This is a genomic window from Streptomyces albus subsp. albus (assembly GCF_000725885.1).
Classification (GTDB): Bacteria; Actinomycetota; Actinomycetes; order Streptomycetales; family Streptomycetaceae; genus Streptomyces; species Streptomyces albus.
The window spans coordinates 230,239-249,861 of record NZ_JODR01000004.1 but is presented as its reverse complement, the minus strand read 5'-3'; the positions used below and the strand labels follow the sequence as shown (position 1 = coordinate 249,861).

The window sequence follows — 19,623 nt, the reverse complement described above, 5'->3', positions numbered from 1 at the left end:
GTGTTTTCCGGCGCGGCCGGCGGTGGGGTCACCGCCGGCCGCGCCGTATGCGTGCGGCCGTCTCCAGGCGGGTGGCGTACGCGTCGAGCAGTTCACCGGCGAAGACGTCGGCCTCCCAGTCGCCGGGGCACACCTGCGCCGGGTCGTCCCACAGGTACGCCCATGTCCGGCCGCGGTGGGCGGGTGCGGGTTCGACGGTGAGGGGCCGCAGGACGTACGCGTCGTCCTCGAAGGCGTCCAGGATCTGCCAGGTGCGCGGCCCGAGTCCGGTCAGCACCAGCCCGTGTGCGGTGGCGCCCGGGGCGGCGACCAGGCCGGGGTAGGGCCTGCCGCGCAGGGCGGCGGTGCGCCAGCCGTCGGCGGTGGCGGGGGTGCCGGGCGGGACATGGCCGAGAAGTGCCGTCAGGATGCGGCGGAAGCGCAGGGTGCCGTAGACGAAGAGGGCGTCGACGGCGGTGTCGACGGGGGCGAGGCGGTCGGCGGGGGTGCTGTGGGGCGCGGTCACGCGGGGCAATGTACTGCCGCCCCGACCGCTGTCCGCATCGTGAGACGTTCACTCGAATGGCCGCGTGATTCGCGCCACCTTGATAAGGGGTGCGCTCATGTGAGCGCTCAAATGAGAGTTGCAGTTCTCCAAGGAGCGCCCTCCGGTTTTACCGAGCCTTGGTTCCCGTCTTGTACGCATGCATCGCCGTACGTGAACAAGTAGCCGCGCGGCGTGGCTGTGCGTCATCCTCCGTTCGGTCTCTGAATGGCACCCCCAATCAGCCGTAAGCGCGGTTCACTTTCGATCTCTCGGCAGATGGGTGGTTACGGCCGCGTGACGTGCTGATGGACGTACTCGCAAGCCTTCGATCTGGGTACGCTCCCCGCCGTCAGGGCAGCCGACCACGAGGAGCCGAGTCCGGTGCCGGTTCACGCGAAGAACACAAAGTCATCAGTAGACCCGCAGCAGCGGAAATTCGTCTACGACTTCAGCGAGGGCAACAAGGACCTCAAGGACCTCCTCGGCGGGAAGGGCGCCAACCTCGCCGAGATGACCAACCTCGGCCTGCCCGTCCCTCCGGGCTTCACCATCACCACCGAGGCGTGCAAGGCGTACCTGGCCTCCGGTCAGGTCCCCGCCGCGCTCCGCGACGAGGTGAGCGCCCATCTGGCCGCCCTGGAGGAGCGGATGGGCAAGAAACTCGGCCAGGCCGACGACCCGCTGCTGGTCTCGGTGCGGTCCGGCGCCAAGTTCTCCATGCCCGGCATGATGGACACCGTCCTCAACATCGGCCTTTCCGACGAGTCCGTGCACGGGCTGGCCGCCCAGTCCGGCGACGAGCGCTTCGCCTGGGACTCCTACCGGCGCCTCATCCAGATGTTCGGCGACACCGTCCTCGGCATCCACGGCGAGCGCTTCTCCGAGACGCTGGAGGAGGCCAAGACCGCGCGCGGCGCCGCCACCGACGTGGACCTGACGGCAGACGACCTGAAGGAACTCGTCCACAAGTTCAAGAACATCGTCTCCGAGGAGACCGGCCGGGACTTCCCGCAGGACCCGCGCGAACAGATGGACCTGGCCATCCGCGCGGTCTTCGACTCGTGGAACGGCAGCCGCGCCCGCCTCTACCGGCGCCAGGAACGCATCCCGCACGACCTGGGCACCGCCGTCAACATCTGCTCGATGGTCTTCGGCAACCTCGGCCCCGACTCTGGCACCGGCGTCGCCTTCACCCGCGACCCCGCCAGCGGCCAGCAGGGCGTCTACGGCGACTACCTCCAGAACGCGCAGGGCGAGGACGTCGTGGCCGGCATCCGCAACACCGTGCCGCTCGCCGACCTCGAACAGCTCGACAAGGCGTCCTACGACCAGCTCATGCAGATCATGGAGACGCTGGAGAACCACTACCGGGACCTGTGCGACATCGAGTTCACGATCGAGCGCGGCAAACTGTGGATGCTCCAGACCCGGGTCGGCAAGCGCACCGCAGCCGCCGCGTTCCGCATCGCCACCCAGCTCGTGGACCAGGGCCTGATCGACGAGGCCGAGGCACTGCGCCGCGTCAACGGCAACCAGCTCGCCCAGCTGATGTTCCCCCGCTTCGACTCCAACGGAGGCGTCAAGGGCGCCGACCAGATCGGCTGGGGCATCGCCGCCTCGCCCGGTGCCGCCGTCGGCAAGGCCGTCTTCGACTCCTACACCGCCATCAAGTGGTCCCGCTCGGGTGAGAAGGTCATCCTCGTCCGCCGCGAGACCAACCCCGACGACCTCGACGGGATGCTGGCCGCCGAAGGCATCCTCACCTCCCGCGGCGGCAAGACCTCGCACGCCGCCGTCGTCGCCCGCGGCATGGGCAAGACCTGCGTGTGCGGCGCCGAGGAACTGGAGGTGGACACCAAACGCCGCTGCCTCAAGACCGCCGACGGGCGCGTCGTCGAGGAGGGCGACGTCCTGTCCATCGACGGCTCCACCGGCAAGGTCTACGCCGGTGAGGTACCGGTCGTGCCCTCCCCGGTCGTGGAGTACTTCGAGGGCCGGATGCACGCCGGGGCCGACGACGCCGACGAACTCGTCAAGGCCGTCCACCGGATCATGGCCTACGCCGACCGCGTCCGCCGGCTCCGGGTGCGCGCCAACGCCGACAACGCCGAGGACGCGGCCCGCGCCCGCCGCTTCGGCGCCCAGGGCATCGGCCTGTGCCGCACCGAGCACATGTTCCTCGGCGAGCGGCGCGAACTGGTCGAGCGGCTCATCCTCGCCGACACCGACGACGAACGCGACCAGGCCCTCGGCGCGCTGCTGCCGCTCCAGAAGGGCGACTTCGTCGAGCTGTTCGAGTCCATGGACGGGCTGCCGGTCACCGTGCGGCTCCTGGACCCGCCGCTGCACGAGTTCCTGCCCGACATCACCGAGCTGTCGGTGCGCGTCGCACTCGCCGAGTCCCGCAAGGACGCCAACGAGAACGACCTGCGCCTCCTCCAGGCCGTCCACCGGCTGCACGAGCAGAACCCCATGCTCGGGCTGCGCGGCGTCCGCCTCGGGCTGGTCATCCCCGGCCTGTTCACCATGCAGATCCGCGCCATCGCCGAGGCCGCCGCCGAACGCCGGGCCAACGGCGGCGACCCCCGCGCGGAGATCATGATTCCGCTGGTGGGCACCGTCCAGGAGCTGGAGATCGTCCGCGAGGAGGCCGAGCAGGTCATCGCCGAGGTCGAACGCGAACGCGGCGTCGAACTCGGGCTCAGCCTCGGCACGATGATCGAGCTGCCGCGCGCCGCGCTGACGGCCGGCCAGATCGCCGAGTGCGCCGACTTCTTCTCCTTCGGCACCAACGACCTGACCCAGACCGTCTGGGCGTTCAGCCGCGACGACGTCGAGGCCAGCTTCTTCACGGCCTACCTGGAGAAAGGAATCTTCGGCGTCTCCCCGTTCGAGACCATCGACAAGGACGGCGTCGGCTCGCTGGTGCGCAGCGCCGCCGAGGCCGGCCGGGCCACCCGGCCCGACCTCAAGCTCGGCGTCTGCGGCGAACACGGCGGCGACCCGGAGTCCGTGCACTTCTTCCACGAGGTCGGCCTCGACTACGTCTCCTGCTCCCCCTTCCGCATCCCCGTGGCCCGCCTGGAGGCAGGCCGCGCGGCGGCGCAGCAGAGCGCGGAGTAACCCACCGGCCCTCACCACCCCGCCGGGCACCGTCCGCCCTTCCACCCTCACCCGCGGACGGCGCCCGGCCACCAGGAGGCGGCACCCGTGCGGGGGTGCCGCCTCCACCCTTTCGGAGCCCGCGCGGGGAAGCCTCGGTGCCCGCGCGGTCAGTGGTGCCCGCAGCGGTCCGCGGTGCCCGTACGGGTCAGCGTGGTTGGTCCAGGCCCAGCTCCTCCTCCAGACGGCGCTTGGGGCGGGCGCCCACCACCACCCGGGCCGGCTCCCCGGCCCGGAAGAGCATCAGCGTCGGCATCGACAGCACCGCGTAGGCGGCCTGCGTGGCGGGGTTGCGGTCCACGTCCAGCGAGACCACCTTGAGCGCGCCCCGACGCTCCTCGGCGATCCGGGCCAGCACCGGGGCGACCATCCGGCACGGCGGGCACCAGGCGGCGGTGAAGTCCACCAGCACCGGCACCGGCGAACGCAGCACCTCCTCGGCGAACGTCGCATCGGTCACCTCGGGCAGCGGGGCGGTGGACTGTGCGGTCATCGTCATGCGGGTGTCTCCTCTTCGGTCGCGTGCGGCGGTACGGCCGCCGGCCACGTCAGCGCACAGCGGGGCTCCGCCCCCCGGCCCGCGCCGGCCTCGGCCTCCGCGCGGGCCAGCCGTGCGCCGACCTCGTCCCGTACGGAGCGCAGATCCGCGATGCAGGCGTCCAGTTCGGCGAGTTTGCGGCGGTAGACCTCCAGCGAGTCGGGGCACGCGTCGCCCGCCGGATGGCCCGCCCGCAGACACTCCACGAACGGGCGGGTCTCCTCCAGGTCGAACCCGTGCTCCCGCAGCGTCCTGATCTGCCGCAGCACCCGCAGGTCGTCCTCGGTGAAGACCCGGTGCCCCTGTGCGTCCCGCGCCGCCGTCAGCAGGCCCCGCGCCTCGTAGTAGCGCAAGGTCCGCGTGGTCGTACCCGCCCGCTCGGCCAGCTCACCGATCCGCACCAGGCCCACCCCTTCCCGAACGTCCAGCACCGCGGCTCCCTCCGGTCACTGTGCCACCGGAGTGCCCCGACGGTGCGTCGCACGCTAGGGCCTGACGTGGACGTCAAGGCAACGGTGTTCCGGGCACCATGCGCCGCATGCCCGGTGCCGGATCACAGCGGGTGGTAGCGGCGCTCCGGCCGGCCCGTCGTGCCGTACCGCAACGTCACCCGCGCCGTGCCCGTGGCCACGAAATGCTCCAGATAGCGGCGGGCACTCACCCGGGACAGGCCGCTGCGTCCGGCGCACTCGGAGGCGGACAGCCCCAGCTCCGGCGGGACGGCGTCGAGCGTGGCCCGCACCAGGGCGGCCGTCTGCTCGGTCAGCCCCTTGGGCAGCGGCCGGGACCGGGTGGTGACAGGACCGTCCGGTGCCGCCCCTCCGCCCTGCGGGGTGCCCGTGCCGCCGCCCGAGAAGACTCGGTCCAGCTCCTCCTGGCCGGGCGCCGTCAGCGCCTCGAACTCGCGCCGCTCCTGCGCGTACCGCTCCAGCCGTTCGGTCAGCAGCCGTCCCTTGAACGGTTTGACGACGTACTGCACCGCGCCGCCGTGCCGCGCCGCCCTGACGCTCGCCGCGTCCCGCGCCGCCGTGACCACCAGCACGTCCGGGCCGCCGCCCGGCACACCGTCGCCCCGCAGCCGGCGCAGCACCTCCAGCCCGCTCACGTCCGGCAGGTACAGATCCAGCAGCACCAGATCGGGCGCCAGTGCGCGGACCAGCGACAGCGCCTCGGCGCCGCTGTGCGCGACCCCCGCCACCTCGAAACCGGGCACCCGGCCCACCAGCGTGCTGTGCAGCCTGGCCACCATGAAGTCGTCGTCGACGACCAGGACCCGGATCACGCCGGAATCCCGTACGCGACCCCCGTCAGCCGCTCGGAAGCCGCCCACAGCCGTGCCGACGCCCTGTCGTCGAGCGTCCAGGGAGCCCGCCAGGACGGTGCGGGGGCACCCCGCCAGCCCAGGAACCGCGGCCCCGTGAACGAGTCCGCCGCCACCCTCGGCGCGGTCGCCGCGTACAGCGTCGGCAGCGCACCCGCCTCGGCGGACTGGGCCACGAGCCGGGAGCCCAGCCGCATGACGCGCTCCACGCCCCGCCTCCCCTCCATCCGGGCCCCCGCCGTCAGCAGGTTGGTGGACGCGTAGCCGGGGTGCGCGGCGGCGGCCACCAGCGGAGTGTCGGCCAGTCTGCGCGCCAGCTCGTGCGTGAAGAGCAGATTCGCCGTCTTGGAACGGCCGTAGGCCAGCCAGCGGCGGTAGGACCGTTCGCTGTTGAGGTCGTTCATGTCGATGTTGGCCAGCGCGTGCAGACCGCTGGAGACGGTCACCACCCGGGGCGCGGGGGCGGCCAGCAGCCGGTCCAGCAGCAGCCCGGTGAGGGCGAAGTGCCCCAGATGGTTGATGCCGAACTGCGTCTCGAAACCGTCCGCGGTCCGGCCGTACGGCAGCGCCATCACCCCGGCGTTGTTGACCAGCACATCCACCCGCTCGTCGGGCAGCTCCCCGGCGAACGCGCGCACCGACGACAGATCGCCCAGGTCCAGCAGCCGCAGCTCGCACCGCGGCCCGGCCTCGGGAAGCTGCCGCACCAGCCGGTCCCGCGCCGCACGCCCCCGCTCCTTGTCGCGGCAGGCCAGCACGACACGGGCACCCCGCCGGGCCAGCTCCAGGGCCGTCACGAAGCCGATGCCGCTGTTGGCGCCGGTCACCACCGCCGTGCGGCCGGCCTGGTCGGGGATGTTCCGCGCTGTCCAGCCCATCGCTCGCCCTGCTCCTCGCCTCGTCGGGCCGCCACCGGCGGCAGCTCGCACACCGCGGACCCGGCGGCACCTCGTCCACGGGCCGCTGCCTCTCGTGCGGAGGCTAGCGGCCCCCGCCCGACCGGTCGAGAGCCGCGCCCACCCGCCGGCGACCGGGAGCCGTGGTCGTCGGAAGCCGGGCCCGGCGGGGCCCTAGGCTGCCCCCATGAACACGAATTCCCCCTCGGCGGCCGGTCCGGCCGCCGCGCCGCCGCGCGTGCTGCTGCTGCACGGGCCCAACCTCAATCTGCTGGGCGAGCGCGACCGCGACACCTACGGCAGCACCACCCTCAAGGACGTGGAGGAGCGCACCGCCGCCCTCGGCCGGGAACTCGGCGCCGAGGTGCACTGCGCCCAGAGCAACAGCGAGGGCGCGCTCATCGACCTGATCCACGCCACCCGCGGCAGCGACGACGGCATCGTCTTCAACCCGGGCGCCTACGCGCACTACAGCTACGCGCTGCGCGACGCCCTGGAGGCCGTCACCGGGCTGGGCATCCCGTGCGTGGAGGTGCACATCTCCAACGTGCACGCCCGGGAGGCCTTCCGGCACACCTCGGTGACGGCGCCGGTGTGCCAGGGCATGGTCTCCGGACACGGCATCTTCGGCTACGAACTGGCGCTGCGCTCGGTGCTGCACCGGATCGCCGAGTGGCGCGAGGCGCGCGCGGCACGGTGACGGACGGCCGGCGGGCGCGCCCACCCGGAGGCGCCCGCCGGCCGTCGTGGTGCGGTCGGTGTCCGTGCCGTCAGTCGGTGCCCGTCACCGCCGTGAGGATGAAAACGGCGTCCTCCAGCGCGAGGACCCCGTGCCGCAGCGGCGGGACGCGCTGGACGCATCCGGCCGGGATGTCCTGGTCGGCGGTGCCCTCGGTGAGCCGGACACTGCCCTGGAGGACGTGGATGCTCGCCGCCGGAGGCGTGTTGTGCTCCTCCAGGGACGACCCCTGCGTCAGCGCGATGACGGACTGCCTCAGCGGTCCGTCGTGCAGGAAGAGATACGCGCTGCGGCCGTGCGGGTCTTTCCTCGCGAGGGCCAGGTGCTCGGCTGCCAGTGCGGTCACATCATCCATGCGTCCCATCGTGCCTCGCACGGCGCCGCACGAAACCGGGCGACCCGCGCGCGGGAGCGCGGATTCACCCCGCGCGGGCCGGCCGGGCGGGCACCCGGCGCAACCGGCCCCTGCTGCGTCCGCGGCCTGTGCCCATGTCCGCGCGTCTAGGCTGCCGTTGTGACGACTGCCGAGGCGGAAACGGGTGACACGCTGACCGAGGCCCTCACCGAGGTGCTGAGCGGGGCGCGGGCCAGGGGCGGGCTCTTCCACCGGGCGGTGCTCGCCCCGCCCTGGGCGGTACGGGTGCAGGACGGCGCACCCCTGTCGCTGGCGTGCATGCTGCGCGGCGACGGCTGGGTGCTCCACCCCGCCGCACCGCAGCCGGTGCGGATCGCACCCGGGGACGTGGTGGTGCTGTGCGGACCCACCCCCTACGTGCTCGCCGACGACCCGGCGACCGAGCCCGGACTGCTGATCCAGCCGGGGGACTGCTGCACCACCCCGGACGGCACGGACATGTGCGAGAAGCTCGCCCTGGGGGTGCGCACCTGGGGCCGCGACGCGGACGACCCCACCGTGCTGCTGAGCGGCAACTACCAGCTTTACGGTGACCTGAGCACACGGCTGCTGGACACGCTGCCGCCCGTACTGGTGCTGCGGGAGGGCGAGTGGGACGCCGCCGTGCTGCCCCTGGTGGCCACCGAGGTCGTCAAGGACGCGCCCGGCCAGCAGTTGGTGCTCGACCGGCTGCTCGACCTGCTGCTGGTCTCGGTGCTGCGCGCCTGGTTCGCCCGCCCGCAGGCACAGCCGCCCGCGTGGTACCGGGCGCAGAGCGACCCTGTGGTGGGCGTCGCGCTGCGGCTGCTGCACGAGCATCCCGGCCACGGCTGGACGGTGGCCTCGCTCGCCGCCGAGGCGGGGGTCTCCCGCGCGGGCCTGGCCCGCCGGTTCACCGGACTGGTCGGCGAGCCGCCCATGACCTACCTCGCCCGCCGGCGCATCGACCTGGCCGCCCGTCTGCTGCGCGAGCCGGACGCGACGTTGGCGTCCGTCGCCCGGCGCGTCGGCTATGCGGACGGTTTCGCGCTGAGCACCGCGTTCAAACGGCTGCGCGGTATGAGCCCCGCCGCCTACCGGGCAGAGCACGGCGCCCGCTGACCGCCCGGCGAGTCCGATGACCGGCCGGCGTCCGATGACCGGCCGGCGTCCGGTTGTCGGTGCCCCGGTGCATGCTGGGGCCCATGTACGAGGAACGGGCCTCGCGGGTGCGCGGCGCCGTGGCATGGACCCGTGCCGCCGCGCCGCCGGGCACCACCGGGCGGGTGCTGCCCGACGGCTGCATGGACCTGCTGCTGTGGAACGGCGAACTGGTCGTCGCGGGGCCCGACACCCGCGCCCATCTGGCCGTCGAGCGGCGGGGGCTGCCGGTGTACGGGCTGCGGCTGCCGCCCGGTGCGGGCCCCGAGGTCTTCGGCGTCCCGGCATGGCAGCTGCGCGACCAGCGGGTGCCGCTGGACGCCCTGTGGCCGGCGGCGGCCGTCCGCACCCTGGGCGAGCGGATGGGCGAGCGGATCGACCGGGCCGCGGACCCGCTCGCGGAGCTGGAGAGTGCCGCCGCGGTCCGGCTGGCCGGCCGGTACGGAACGGCCGGCGGCCGGCGGGACGCTGCGCTGCTGGAGACGGTCGTGGCCCGGTTGCGGGGCGGCGCGGGCGTCGCCCCGACGGCCCGGTACGTCAATCTGAGTGAACGGCAGCTGTACCGCCGCTGCCGTGACGCGTTCGGCTACGGCCCCAAGACGCTGGCGCGCGTGCTGCGGATGCAGCGGGCTCTGCGGATGGCCGCCTCCGGGGTGCCGCTGGCCGAGACGGCGCTGCGCACCGGTTACGCGGACCAGGCACATCTGTCCCGCGAGGTCCGTGCCCTGGCGGGGGTACCACCGGCCGAACTGGTGCGAGGGTGGGGTTAGTTCGCGGCGAACAGATCCACCGTGTTGCCGTCCGGGTCGTGGACGACGGCGTAGCGCTGGCCCCAGGGCGCGTCCCACGGTGCGCGGCGGCCCGGGTACCCGGCGTCCGTCAGCTCGCCGTAGAGCTTGTCCACTTCCGCCGGGGAGTCGCACAGGAACGCCAGTGCGACCCGTCCGGTGCCGTGCGTCGGGGCGGTCCAGTCCGCGTCGAACGACCGGATCGTCTCCTCGGTGTCCCACGCGAGACGCACACCCTGGGGCCCGGCGAACTCCACGTGCGGTTCGCCGTCCGCGGTGGCGGGGATGTCCAGCCCCAGCCGCCGGTAGAAGGCCAGCGAGGCCGCCATGTCCGCCGTGACGATGCCGATGAGGTCGAGTCGAGGTGTCATGCCGAGCACGCTAGAAGTCGCGGCCCGGCCCGGTCTTGAACGTTTCGGCCACGCGGCGCACCGCCGGCCTTCGCCGCGTCGGCGGCGATCGCTTACCGCCCGGCGGGCCCGCGCACTGTGGAGGTGCGATCACGCACAGCGTCGGGCGCCACCGCTCAGCGCACTGCCCGGCCCCGCGTACCGCATCGCCCGGCTCTCGCATACCGCGTCGGCCGCGATCACGCCCTGCACCGCCCGGCCCGCGTACCGCGTCGGCCGCGCGCCGCATCGCCCGGTCCCGTGCGCGGTGCCGGGTGCGATCACGTACCCCACCGGGCGGGATGTGCCCGCTCAGCGGACGCCCGGGACCCGCGTACCGCACCGCTCGGCTCTCGCGTACCGCGTTGGCCGCGATCACGAACTGCACCGCCGCGGACCGCGCGCGGCGGGCGGCCCGCGCCTCCCGTGCCCGCCCGGCCGCCGCTACGGTGGGCGGATGGCCGAGATCCTCACCGTGTTGACGACCACCGGTTCCCAGGAAGAAGCCCAGACGCTCGCCGCCGGGGCGATCGAGCGGCGCGTCGCGGCGTGTGCGCAGATCAGCGGGCCCGTCACCTCCGTGTACCGCTGGGAGGGCACCGTGCAGACGGACGCCGAGTGGCAGGTGCTGTTCAAGACGAGCGGGCAGCGCTACGAGGCGCTGGAGACCTACCTGCGCGAGGCCCACTCCTATGACGTGCCGGAGATCGTCGCGACCGAGGTGGTGCGCGGCAGCGCCGACTATCTGCGCTGGGTGGCCGAGGAGACGCGGCCCGCCCAGCCGTCGTGACCACAGGGCGGTTGGTTACCGTCGGGCGTATGCACGCCACCAACGGCACCGACATCCCACAGGGCGGAGCCCCGCACGGCGGAGACCCGCACGGGCCGGGCTGCCCGGACGGCTCGGACGGCCCGCAGGGACCGCCCTACGCGCCGTCCGACATCGAGCGCTGGGTGCCGGAGCCGGACAAGCGGCCGGGCCGTACCGCCTTCCAGCGGGACCGGGCCCGCGTCCTGCACTCGGCGGCGCTGCGCAGGCTCGCGGGCAAGACCCAGCTCGTCGCCCCGGACACCGAGGCCCCGGGGTGGGACGCGACGCCGCGCACCCGGCTGACGCACTCCCTGGAGTGCGCACAGGTCGGCCGGGAGCTGGGGGCCGCGCTGGGCTGCGACCCGGATCTGGTCGAGACCGCGTGTCTCGCGCACGACCTGGGGCATCCGCCGTTCGGGCACAACGGTGAGGCCGTCCTGGACGAGATCGCCGCACCGGCGGGCGGTTTCGAGGGCAACGCGCAGTCGCTGCGGCTGCTGACCCGGCTGGAGCCCAAACGGTTCTCCGACGAGCCCGGCGGCCAGGCCCACGTCGGCCTCAACCTCACCCGGGCCGCGCTGGACGCGGCCACCAAGTACCCGTGGCGGCGCGGCGCGCACCCGGACGGCCCCGCCTCGCGGAAGTTCGGCGTCTACGAGGACGACCTGCCGGTCTTCCACTGGCTGCGCCGGGGCGCACCCGAGGGCCGCGCCTGCTTCGAGGCGCAGGTCATGGACTGGTCGGACGACGTGGCCTACTCGGTGCACGACCTGGAGGACGGCATCAGGGCAGGCCACCTGGACCCCCGGCTGCTGCTGTCCGAACCGGAGCGCCGGGAGGTCTTCGCGTGTGCCGCCGCCCGTTACGCGCCGGGCGCCGACGAGGGCGAGCTGGCCGCCGCGCTGGACCGGCTGCTGGCGCAGGAGTGGTGGCCGCACGGCCACGACGGCAGCGCGCTGGCCCAGGCCCGGCTCAAGGACGCCACCAGCCAGCTCATCGGGCGCTTCTGCCTGACCGCCGAGGCGGCGACCCGGGCCGCCTACGGTGCGGGCCCGCTGACCCGCTACGCCGCCGAACTCATCGTGCCCCGCCCCGCCCGGCTGGAGTGCGCCGTCCTCAAGGCCGTCGTGGACCGCTACGTGATGCAGCGCCCCGACCTGGAGCGGCTCCGCGGCGAGCAGCGGGTGGTCGTACGGGAGCTGGCCGAGGCACTGCTGCGGCGCGCCCCCGAGGGGCTGGATCCGCAGTACGCCGACCTGTACGCGCAGGCGTCGGGGGACGCGGCACGGCTGCGGGTGGTGGTGGACCGGATCTCCACCCTCACCGACGCCGCGGCCCGCTCCCTCCACCGCCGGCTGACTCGCACCGGCCGGCCGGAGGAGCATCCGCAATGACCCGGGTGCGGCCGGCGGCGGGGGCGGCGGGCCCCGCGGCGCGGCACCGCGCGACGGAACCCGTCGTGGCGCACACACGTCACCCGGGCGTCCCCCGCGGCCCTGTGCCTCTTCCGGCGCATGGTGGGATGCGGGACGCTCACGGGTGCACGACGGGGGACGAGAGCTGGGCCCGCAGGGGGCAGCGTCTTCTAGGAGGAGGCATCAAGTGGTCGACGCACACCGTACGTTCGTCATCGTCGGCGGGGGACTGGCGGGGGCGAAAGCCGCCGAGACCCTGCGCGCGGAAGGGTTCACCGGCCGCGTCATCCTGATCGGCGACGAGCGCGACCATCCCTACGAGCGTCCTCCGCTCTCCAAGGGCTACCTCGCCGGCAAGGACGACCGCGGCAGCGTCTTCGTGCACGAGCCGGCCTGGTACGCGGGAGCCGACATCGAACTGCACCTGGGGCAGCCCGCCGTCCACCTCGACCGCGCGGACCGGTCGGTGCGGCTGGGGGACGGCACCCGGGTGCACTACGACAAGCTGCTGCTGGCCACCGGCGCCGAACCGCGCCGGCTGGAGATCCCCGGCACCGACCTGGCGGGCGTCCATCACCTGCGCCGGCTGGCGCACGCCGAGCGGCTGCGCGGGGTGCTCACGGCGCTCGGCCAGGAGAACGGGCACCTGGTGATCGCCGGCGCGGGCTGGATCGGGCTGGAGGTGGCCGCCGCCGCGCGCACCTACGGCGCGGAGGTCACCGTGATCGAGCCGGAGCCGACGCCGCTGCACACCGTGCTGGGCCCCGAACTGGGCGAGCTCTTCGCCGACCTGCACCGCGAGAAGGGCGTCCGCTTCCACTTCGGCGCCCGGCTGACGGAGATCACCGGCACCGACGGCATGGTGCAGAGCGTGCGCACCGACGACGGCGACGAGCATCCGGCGCACGACGTGGTCGCCGCCATCGGCGCCGCGCCGCGGACCGCGCTGGCCGAGGCGGCCGGCCTGGAGCTGGCCCAGGGACCCGTCGGCGGCATCGCGGTGGACGCCTCGCTGCGCACCAGCGACCCGGACATCTTCGTGGCCGGGGACGCCGCCGCCGTGGACCACCCCCTGCTGGGCACCCGGCTGCGGGTCGAGCACTGGGCCAACGCCCTCAACGGCGGCCCGGCCGCCGCCCGCGCCATGCTGGGCCAGGACGTCTCCTTCGACCGGGTGCCGTACTTCTTCTCCGACCAGTACGACCTGGGCATGGAGTACTCGGGTTACGCCCCGCCCGGTTCGTACGACCAGGTGGTGTGCAGGGGTGATGTGGGCAAGCGCGAGTTCATCGCGTTCTGGCTGCGCGGGGGCCGGGTGCTGGCGGGGATGAACGTCAACGTGTGGGACGTCACCGGGCCGGTGCAGGACCTGATCCGCTCCGGTGAGCCGGTGGATCCGCAGGCGCTGGCCGATCCGGGTGTGCCGCTGGAGTCCCTGGGCACCCGCAGCGGGGCGGGAGCGGCCGGCGCGACGGGTGCGACCCCGGGGGCGGCCGGTCCCGTGTGATGTTACGGCGGCGTTCGGGGCATATGTGGGCGAGTAGCCCTGCCCCCGACGCCGCCCGCGCGCGGCGAGCGAAGGACGAGTGAGCGATGGCGAAGCAGACGGTGGCCGAGCAGTTCGTCGACACCCTGGTGCGTTCGGGTGTCGAGCGCCTGTACGGAGTGGTGGGGGACAGCCTCAACCCGATCGTGGACGCCGTACGGCGCACCGAGGGCATCGACTGGATCCAGGTCCGCCACGAGGAGGCGGCGGCCTTCGCCGCCGGAGCCGAGGCACAGCTCACCGGGAAGCTCGCCGCGTGCGCCGGCTCCTGCGGGCCGGGCAACCTGCACCTGATCAACGGGCTCTTCGACGCACACCGCTCGATGGCGCCCGTGCTCGCGCTGGCCTCGCACATCCCCAGCAGCGAGATCGGCACCAGCTTCTTCCAGGAGACCCACCCCGAGCGGCTGTTCGTGGAGTGCAGCCACTACAGCGAGCTGATCTCCAGCGAGCAGCAGATGCCCCGGGTGCTCCAGACGGCCATCCAGCACGCCGTCGGCCAGCAGGGCGTCAGCGTCGTCGCCCTCCCGGGCGATCTGGCGTCGGAGCCCGCACCCGAGACCCCGGTCGAGCACGCACTGGTCACCTCACGGCCCACGGTCCGTCCGGGTGACGCGGAGATCGACGCACTGGTGCGCATGATCGACGACGCCGAGAAGATCACCCTCTTCTGCGGAGCGGGCACGGCCGGCGCCCACGCGGAGGTCATGGAGTTCGCCGAGCGGATCAAGTCACCGGTCGGGCACGCGCTGCGCGGCAAGGAGTGGATCCAGTACGACAACCCCTACGACGTGGGCATGAGCGGACTGCTCGGCTACGGCGCCGCCTACGAGGCCACCCACGAGTGCGACCTGCTGATCCTGCTGGGCACCGACTTCCCCTACAACGCGTTCCTGCCCAAGAACTGCAAGATCGTCCAGGTGGACGTGCGCCCCGAACACCTGGGCCGCCGCACCCAGCTCGACCTGGCCGTGTGGGGCGACGTACGCGAGACGCTGCGCTGCCTGACGCCCAGGGTGCGGGCCAAGACCAGCCGCCGCTTCCTCGACCGGATGCTCAAGAAGCACGCCGACGCGCTGGAGGGCGTGGTCAGCGCCTACACCCGCAAGGTCGACAAGCACGTGCCCATCCACCCCGAGTACGTGGCCTCGATCCTGGACGAGGAGGCCGCCGACGACGCGGTCTTCACCGTGGACACGGGCATGTGCAACGTGTGGGCGGCCCGCTATCTGACCCCCAACGGGCGCCGCCGGGTGATCGGCTCGTTCAGCCACGGCTCGATGGCCAACGCGCTGCCGCAGGCCATCGGCGCCCAGTTCCTCGACCGGAGCCGGCAGGTCGTCTCCCTGTCCGGCGACGGCGGCTTCGCCATGCTGATGGGCGACTTCCTCACCCTCGTCCAGTACGACCTGCCGGTGAAGGTCGTCCTGTTCAACAACTCCTCGCTCGGCATGGTCGAACTGGAGATGATGGTGGACGGCATGCCGGCGCACGGCACGCACAACCGCAACCCCGACTTCGCGGCCCTCGCCGAGGCGGCCGGCGCCCACGCCGTCCGCGTCGAGAAGCCCAAGCACCTGCGGGGCGCCCTGCGGGACGTGCTCAAGCACAAGGGACCCGCACTGATCGACGTGGTGACCGACCCGCACGCCCTCTCCCTCCCCCCGAAGATCACCCGCGAGCAGGTGAGCGGCTTCGCCCTCTCGGCGGGCAAGACGGTCCTGGACGGCGGCGTCGGCCGCATGGTCCAGATGGCCCGCTCCAACCTCCGCAACATCCCCCGGCCGTAGGCAACACCCGCCGCAGCAGCGTCCGCCACCGCTCACCTCCGCCCCGGCTCCCGGCCGGGGGCACGGTGGAGGGCGGTGAGGCGTGCGGCTTCGTCGTCGCGGAAGTTCCGGACTTCGTTGCAGCGCTGGCTCATGACGAACTCGCCCAGGGGCAGGCACAGATCCATGCGCTGGATGCAGACGCCGATCATGAAGGGGCCGTCCTTGGCGCGGTACATGCGCACTCCGTAGTAGCCCTCCTGGCAGTCGCGGTCGTTGTTGAAGCGGCAGCCGGTGCAGGTGTGGGGGAGGCGGACGGGCCGGATGCTCTTGGCGTAGAGGGTGCGTCCGTCCGGGAGGCGGTAGCGGGTGCGCTGGTCGGAGGCTCCGGCAGTGATGATGCGCAGCTCGGGTACGGCACCCAGGCGGGCGAGGACCTCGTGCATGGCTGCGAGGGAGGCGCCGTCGTCCTCCAGGTTCACCAGTATCCGGACGACGACGTCGTGGCCGTACTCCTCGACGATTCGCAGCACCCGCTCGACGTGTCCGTGGTCGGGGACGACGATGTTGGCCGATACCTTCACTCCGTGCCGGCAGGCGGTCTCGATGGTGCGTGCGAGGGCGTCGAGCTTGCGGGCGGCCAGGCGGGGTGAGGCGAGGCGGGGTGCTTGGACGGCGGCGAGTTCTTCGGGGGTGGTGCCGAAGACGGACAGGTTGATGCGGTCCAGCCCGGCCTCGGCACACGCGGGGAGTACGGAGGCCCCGTTCTCGCCGTTGGAGGTGAGCCCGACGGCCAGGTCGAGTCGGCGGGCGATTCGGACCAGGCCGGGCAGGTCGGGGTGGAGGGTGGGTTCACCGCCGGTGAAGTGGACCTCGTTGATCGGGAGGCTGCCGCGGACAGCGGCCAGGGCGAGGGCGAAGTCCGCATCGGCGGGGATGCGCTGGGACAGGAAGCCGGCCCTGTTGGTGGCCAGGTAGATCGAGACCCTGCCGGAGCGGCCGGGCGTGCCGGTGAAGGCATCGGATGGGCGGTCCGCGTTGTCGGCGGTGACGGGGGTGCCTTCGTTGTGGCAGAAGGTACAGGCCATCCCGCACGCGTCGATGATCTTTACTCGCAGGGTCCGGTCGGGAACGACCGTGACGGGCACCTCGTGGGGGTCGTGCATCGTTCCGCCTTCCGTGTCCGGCCGGGACGGAGGGGGTCCCGGCCGGCGGTGTGGGATCTGGTCAGAAGCGCAGCTCGGCGATCGTGTCGAGGTCGATGCCGTGGCGGGCGTAGATCTTCTGGGTGTTCTCGCTGGTCAGCTCGGACTCGGGGATGCCGAGACGTTCGGCGGTGTGCCGGACCTGTGCCTCGTCGTCGCCCTCGATCTCCAGATAGGGAGGGATGCGCGGCCAGGTGTCGATCTCCAGGCGTACGCCGTCCAGGGACCAGGAGCTTCGGCGGTTCTCCTGGTAGGAGCGGTGTGTGAGTCCCATGAGGCCGAGGAGGGCATGGGTGTCCTCGAAGGAGCCGACGGTCGTCTCGGTCTCCTGGGTGCCGTCGATCGCGTCCGAGCTGATCGTCTTGACGCACAGCGTCACCGCACCGCCCGAGTCCCGCAGCCTGACCCAGCGGCCTTTCCTCGGAGGGACCGGGTCGTAGACGTAGCGGCGCATCAGCCGCTCGCCGAGGAAGACGCCGCCCGTGGACGTGATGCGTTCGGCCATCGCCTCCGGGTCGATCCCCAGGACCTTGGCCTCGTATTCGACGACGTGCATAGGTGCTGACTTCCTTTCTGACGGGCGCGAATGGGAAGCCTCGCAGGTGTGCGGGACTGAGCAGCCATTCGCTCAAAGGGGTTTTCTCAGGGACGGTTCATGTCTCCGGTCCCGGCCAGGTCCGCCCACACGGTCTTGCCGCGCGTGTGTACATCGATGCCCCAGACAACCGCGAAGGCGGACACCAGGCGCAGCCCCCTGCCCCTCGTCTCCTCGTCGTTCGGGCACCGCAGCACAGGCCGGACGCGGGACTGATCCGTCACGTGGACACGCACGCGGAACCGCGAGGACCGCTCGACGCCGAAGACGAGGAAGCGGCCCGAGCCATGCTGCACAGCGTTCGCGACCAGTTCGGATGCGACCAGCGTGGTGTCGTGCAACAGAGGTTCCAGGCGCCATGCGCGCAAAGCCGTGACGGCCAGGTCTCGGGCGAGACCGGCGGACTCCGGAACGCGCGGAAACGTCCGGCTGTGCTCCGGCAGGCCGATCGACATCGTGTCAGCGGCAGTGATGGTCATGGGGTCTTCCCTCCGGGACAGACGCTCGCCGGAGCGGCCTCTTCCCAGCGTTCGGGGGCGGTCGCAGGAGCCGGTCATGCTTGAGAACTCCAGCCAACCGCCACAGATCGCTGCGGACCACGGCATCCATGCGGCAGCCTTGAGGCACCTTCGACGCATGAGGCGGCACAGCGGGTAAGGCCCCGGTCACGGGGGAAGGAGAGCGCCATGCGGTTGTCCGAACGGCGAAAGGCCATGGGCTACAGTCAGGAGAAATTCGCCCATGCGCTCGGTGTCGACCGCACAACGGTCAGCCGTTGGGAACGCGGTGAGACAACGCCCGAATGTGTTCACCGGCCGAAGATGGCCGAACTCCTGCGCTTGGACATCACCGAACTCGGCACGATGCTGGCCCGACGGCCGGCGCACGACGCACAGCCGACGAAGCCCCCGTCCCGTCCCGTTCACGGTTCAGGTGAATCCGACGACATGATCCGACGCAAGTTCCTGCGCCTGCTCACGGTGTCCGGAGCCCTGACCGCGCTGGGAACCGAGGCGGCCGACGACCTCGCGGAAGCAGTCGAGCGTGGTTCGGCCGACGACTACCGGCGTATGAACGCACACCTTTGGCAGGTCTACCAACTGGCCCGCTCCAAGCGTTCCGTCCATGAAGTGGTCCAAGGCCAGCTCGACGCGCTCGCCGACGCCCTGAAGTCCCGCTCGGCCGGCCGGCACGCCGGTGAGATGTGTGAAGCAGCCGGAGACCTCTTCCAGCTCTCCGGCGAGCTGGCCTTCGACAGCAACCGGTACACGGACGCCGCCGCGGCCTACACCGTGGCCGCGTCCGCCAGCGACAGCGCGGACGCCTTCGACCTGTGGGCCTGCGCGCTCGTACGGCACGCGTACGTGGACATGTCCGAGCAGCACTTCGCGGAAGCCGCCGAGACCCTGGACGTCGCCCGCACCATCGCCTCGCGCGGCGATCCCGGCCTCTCCACCCGCTACTGGGTCGCCTCCGTCCAGGCCGAGGCCCACGCGAGTTTGGGCGATCTCGACGCGTGCCGACGCGCCCTTGATGAAGCCGAGAAGGTCGCCGATCTGTCCGGGCCTGTCCACAACGGCGGGTGGCTCCGCTTCGACGGCTCCCGCCTCGCCGAGGAACGGGGAGCACGCTTCGTCCAGCTCGGACGGTTCGATCTCGCGGAGGAGGTGCTGAGAAGCGCGCTCGGTTCCACGGCTCTGGCCGAAGGATCTTCCTACCGTCGCCGGGGCTCCGTCCTGGTCGACCTCGCGCTGATCGGTGCCGAACGGCACGACGCGGAGCAAGTGGTGATCCACGGCCGCGAGGCGCTCCGGCTCGCACGGCAGTCGGGCTCGGGCTACGTCGCCCGTAGACTCCGGACGCTGCGGGACGGTCTCGGGGCATACGGTCACGATCGCCGGGTGTCCGAGCTGGCCGCCGACATCGGCAACCTTCAGGCGACGTGAGGAGAGGGGCAGGCATGACGGACACCGAGGGCGCCCGGCTGTTCCGGGAGACCTGGATCGCGGGAGTCGGCAAGCACTACCCGGGGGAGCCGAAGGCAAGCTACGTCACCCCTTGGGAGGACACCCCCGACTGGGAACGCCAAGCGGCCGGAGCGGTCTACGAGCAGGTGCGCCACTTCATCGGCCTGAGCGCCGGCCACGCCAGGCGCCTCACCCGCGAGCAGAAGGGCCGTTTCGTCGCCACCTGCTGGACCGCCCAGATGTACAAGCACTTCGGCGACCCCAAGCCCGGCTATGTCGCCGACTGGGCCGACCTGCCGGACTGGCAGAAGGAGACCGACTCCGACATCTTCGAGGCCATCGAAGCCGTCATCCCGGCAGGCTGAGCCACGGCGCCTGCCCATCGGGGGCAGGCGATGCCCTTCCGTCTCGGACGCGACGCG

20 protein-coding genes are annotated in these 19,623 nt (G+C 72.4%); 10 read left to right on the top strand and 10 right to left on the bottom strand.

Annotation, left to right across the window (positions count from 1 at the left end; all coding sequences use genetic code 11):
- Positions 1 to 28: 28 nt before the first annotated feature.
- A complete protein-coding gene (locus IO40_RS0105865; RefSeq protein ID WP_031174976.1) occupies positions 29 to 505 on the bottom strand; it encodes a gamma-glutamylcyclotransferase family protein in 477 nt (158 codons plus the stop codon).
- A gap of 402 nt (positions 506 to 907) precedes the next feature.
- On the opposite strand from IO40_RS0105865, the gene ppdK reads away from it, so the two are divergent.
- Entirely contained in the window at positions 908 to 3,649 is a 2,742-nt protein-coding gene (gene ppdK, locus IO40_RS0105860) for a pyruvate, phosphate dikinase (RefSeq protein WP_016468863.1), read from the top strand.
- Positions 3,650 to 3,836: 187 nt separating this feature from the next.
- Here ppdK and trxA read toward each other — a convergent pair whose 3' ends face one another.
- From trxA to IO40_RS0105840, 4 genes are all read right to left on the bottom strand, one after another.
- The gene (trxA, locus tag IO40_RS0105855; RefSeq protein WP_031174975.1) at positions 3,837 to 4,187 is read right to left on the bottom strand and encodes a thioredoxin; all 351 of its coding nucleotides are present in this window, start codon (positions 4,185 to 4,187) and stop codon (positions 3,837 to 3,839) included.
- Positions 4,184 to 4,627, bottom strand: coding sequence for a MerR family transcriptional regulator (locus IO40_RS0105850; protein ID WP_041968628.1), 444 nt, complete (start codon positions 4,625 to 4,627; stop codon positions 4,184 to 4,186). The genes trxA and IO40_RS0105850 overlap by 4 nt, the downstream gene beginning before the upstream one ends.
- Before the next feature lie 152 nt (positions 4,628 to 4,779).
- Entirely contained in the window at positions 4,780 to 5,508 is a 729-nt protein-coding gene (locus IO40_RS0105845) for a response regulator (protein WP_031174974.1), read from the bottom strand.
- Positions 5,505 to 6,425 carry an oxidoreductase gene (locus IO40_RS0105840; RefSeq protein WP_016468859.1) on the bottom strand — a complete coding sequence of 307 codons (921 nt, stop codon included), beginning with the start codon at positions 6,423 to 6,425 and terminating at the stop codon, positions 5,505 to 5,507. The genes IO40_RS0105845 and IO40_RS0105840 overlap by 4 nt, the downstream gene beginning before the upstream one ends.
- A gap of 205 nt (positions 6,426 to 6,630) precedes the next feature.
- Here IO40_RS0105840 and aroQ point away from each other — a divergent pair, with 205 nt between their 5' ends.
- On the top strand, positions 6,631 to 7,143 hold the full coding sequence (gene aroQ / locus IO40_RS0105835; protein ID WP_031174973.1) for a type II 3-dehydroquinate dehydratase: 513 nt from the start codon (positions 6,631 to 6,633) through the stop codon (positions 7,141 to 7,143).
- 70 nt (positions 7,144 to 7,213) lie between these two features.
- Here aroQ and IO40_RS0105830 read toward each other — a convergent pair whose 3' ends face one another.
- Positions 7,214 to 7,537 (bottom strand): cupin domain-containing protein, encoded by a 324-nt coding sequence (locus IO40_RS0105830; protein WP_030406541.1) that lies wholly within the window; start codon positions 7,535 to 7,537, stop codon positions 7,214 to 7,216.
- A gap of 159 nt (positions 7,538 to 7,696) precedes the next feature.
- Here IO40_RS0105830 and IO40_RS0105825 point away from each other — a divergent pair, with 159 nt between their 5' ends.
- A complete protein-coding gene (locus tag IO40_RS0105825) occupies positions 7,697 to 8,677 on the top strand; it encodes an AraC family transcriptional regulator (protein ID WP_016468856.1) in 981 nt (326 codons plus the stop codon).
- Between the two features lie 83 nt (positions 8,678 to 8,760).
- Positions 8,761 to 9,486: an AraC family transcriptional regulator gene (locus IO40_RS0105820; protein WP_234336544.1), complete on the top strand. Its 726-nt coding sequence runs from the start codon at positions 8,761 to 8,763 to the stop codon at positions 9,484 to 9,486.
- Here the strand turns inward: IO40_RS0105820 and IO40_RS0105815 are convergent.
- Entirely contained in the window at positions 9,483 to 9,875 is a 393-nt protein-coding gene (locus IO40_RS0105815) for a VOC family protein (protein ID WP_016468854.1), read from the bottom strand. The genes IO40_RS0105820 and IO40_RS0105815 overlap by 4 nt on opposite strands.
- 475 nt (positions 9,876 to 10,350) lie before the next feature.
- Here IO40_RS0105815 and cutA point away from each other — a divergent pair, with 475 nt between their 5' ends.
- From cutA to IO40_RS0105795, 4 genes are all read left to right on the top strand, one after another.
- Positions 10,351 to 10,683 (top strand): divalent-cation tolerance protein CutA, encoded by a 333-nt coding sequence (gene cutA / locus IO40_RS0105810; RefSeq protein WP_016468852.1) that lies wholly within the window; start codon positions 10,351 to 10,353, stop codon positions 10,681 to 10,683.
- Between the two features lie 29 nt (positions 10,684 to 10,712).
- Positions 10,713 to 12,098 carry a deoxyguanosinetriphosphate triphosphohydrolase gene (locus IO40_RS0105805; RefSeq protein WP_031174970.1) on the top strand — a complete coding sequence of 462 codons (1,386 nt, stop codon included), beginning with the start codon at positions 10,713 to 10,715 and terminating at the stop codon, positions 12,096 to 12,098.
- Between the two features lie 208 nt (positions 12,099 to 12,306).
- Positions 12,307 to 13,626, top strand: a complete 1,320-nt coding sequence (locus IO40_RS0105800; RefSeq protein WP_030406545.1) for an NAD(P)/FAD-dependent oxidoreductase — start codon at positions 12,307 to 12,309, stop codon at positions 13,624 to 13,626.
- A gap of 86 nt (positions 13,627 to 13,712) precedes the next feature.
- Positions 13,713 to 15,455 carry a pyruvate dehydrogenase gene (locus IO40_RS0105795; protein ID WP_016468849.1) on the top strand — a complete coding sequence of 581 codons (1,743 nt, stop codon included), beginning with the start codon at positions 13,713 to 13,715 and terminating at the stop codon, positions 15,453 to 15,455.
- 32 nt (positions 15,456 to 15,487) lie between these two features.
- Here IO40_RS0105795 and IO40_RS0105790 read toward each other — a convergent pair whose 3' ends face one another.
- The 3 genes from IO40_RS0105790 to IO40_RS0105780 all read right to left on the bottom strand — a co-directional run bounded on the left by IO40_RS0105790 (position 15,488) and on the right by IO40_RS0105780 (position 17,713).
- Positions 15,488 to 16,600, bottom strand: coding sequence for a radical SAM protein (locus IO40_RS0105790; protein ID WP_016468848.1), 1,113 nt, complete (start codon positions 16,598 to 16,600; stop codon positions 15,488 to 15,490).
- A gap of 61 nt (positions 16,601 to 16,661) precedes the next feature.
- Positions 16,662 to 17,195, bottom strand: coding sequence for a class IV adenylate cyclase (locus IO40_RS0105785; protein WP_016468847.1), 534 nt, complete (start codon positions 17,193 to 17,195; stop codon positions 16,662 to 16,664).
- Positions 17,196 to 17,281: 86 nt separating this feature from the next.
- Positions 17,282 to 17,713 carry an ATP-binding protein gene (locus IO40_RS0105780; protein ID WP_016468846.1) on the bottom strand — a complete coding sequence of 144 codons (432 nt, stop codon included), beginning with the start codon at positions 17,711 to 17,713 and terminating at the stop codon, positions 17,282 to 17,284.
- Positions 17,714 to 17,920: 207 nt separating this feature from the next.
- Between IO40_RS0105780 and IO40_RS0105775 the strand changes: the two genes are divergently transcribed.
- Positions 17,921 to 19,180, top strand: coding sequence for a helix-turn-helix transcriptional regulator (locus IO40_RS0105775; RefSeq protein WP_031025720.1), 1,260 nt, complete (start codon positions 17,921 to 17,923; stop codon positions 19,178 to 19,180).
- A gap of 14 nt (positions 19,181 to 19,194) precedes the next feature.
- Positions 19,195 to 19,566 carry a hypothetical protein gene (locus IO40_RS0105770; RefSeq protein ID WP_016468844.1) on the top strand — a complete coding sequence of 124 codons (372 nt, stop codon included), beginning with the start codon at positions 19,195 to 19,197 and terminating at the stop codon, positions 19,564 to 19,566.
- Positions 19,567 to 19,623: the final 57 nt, after the last annotated feature.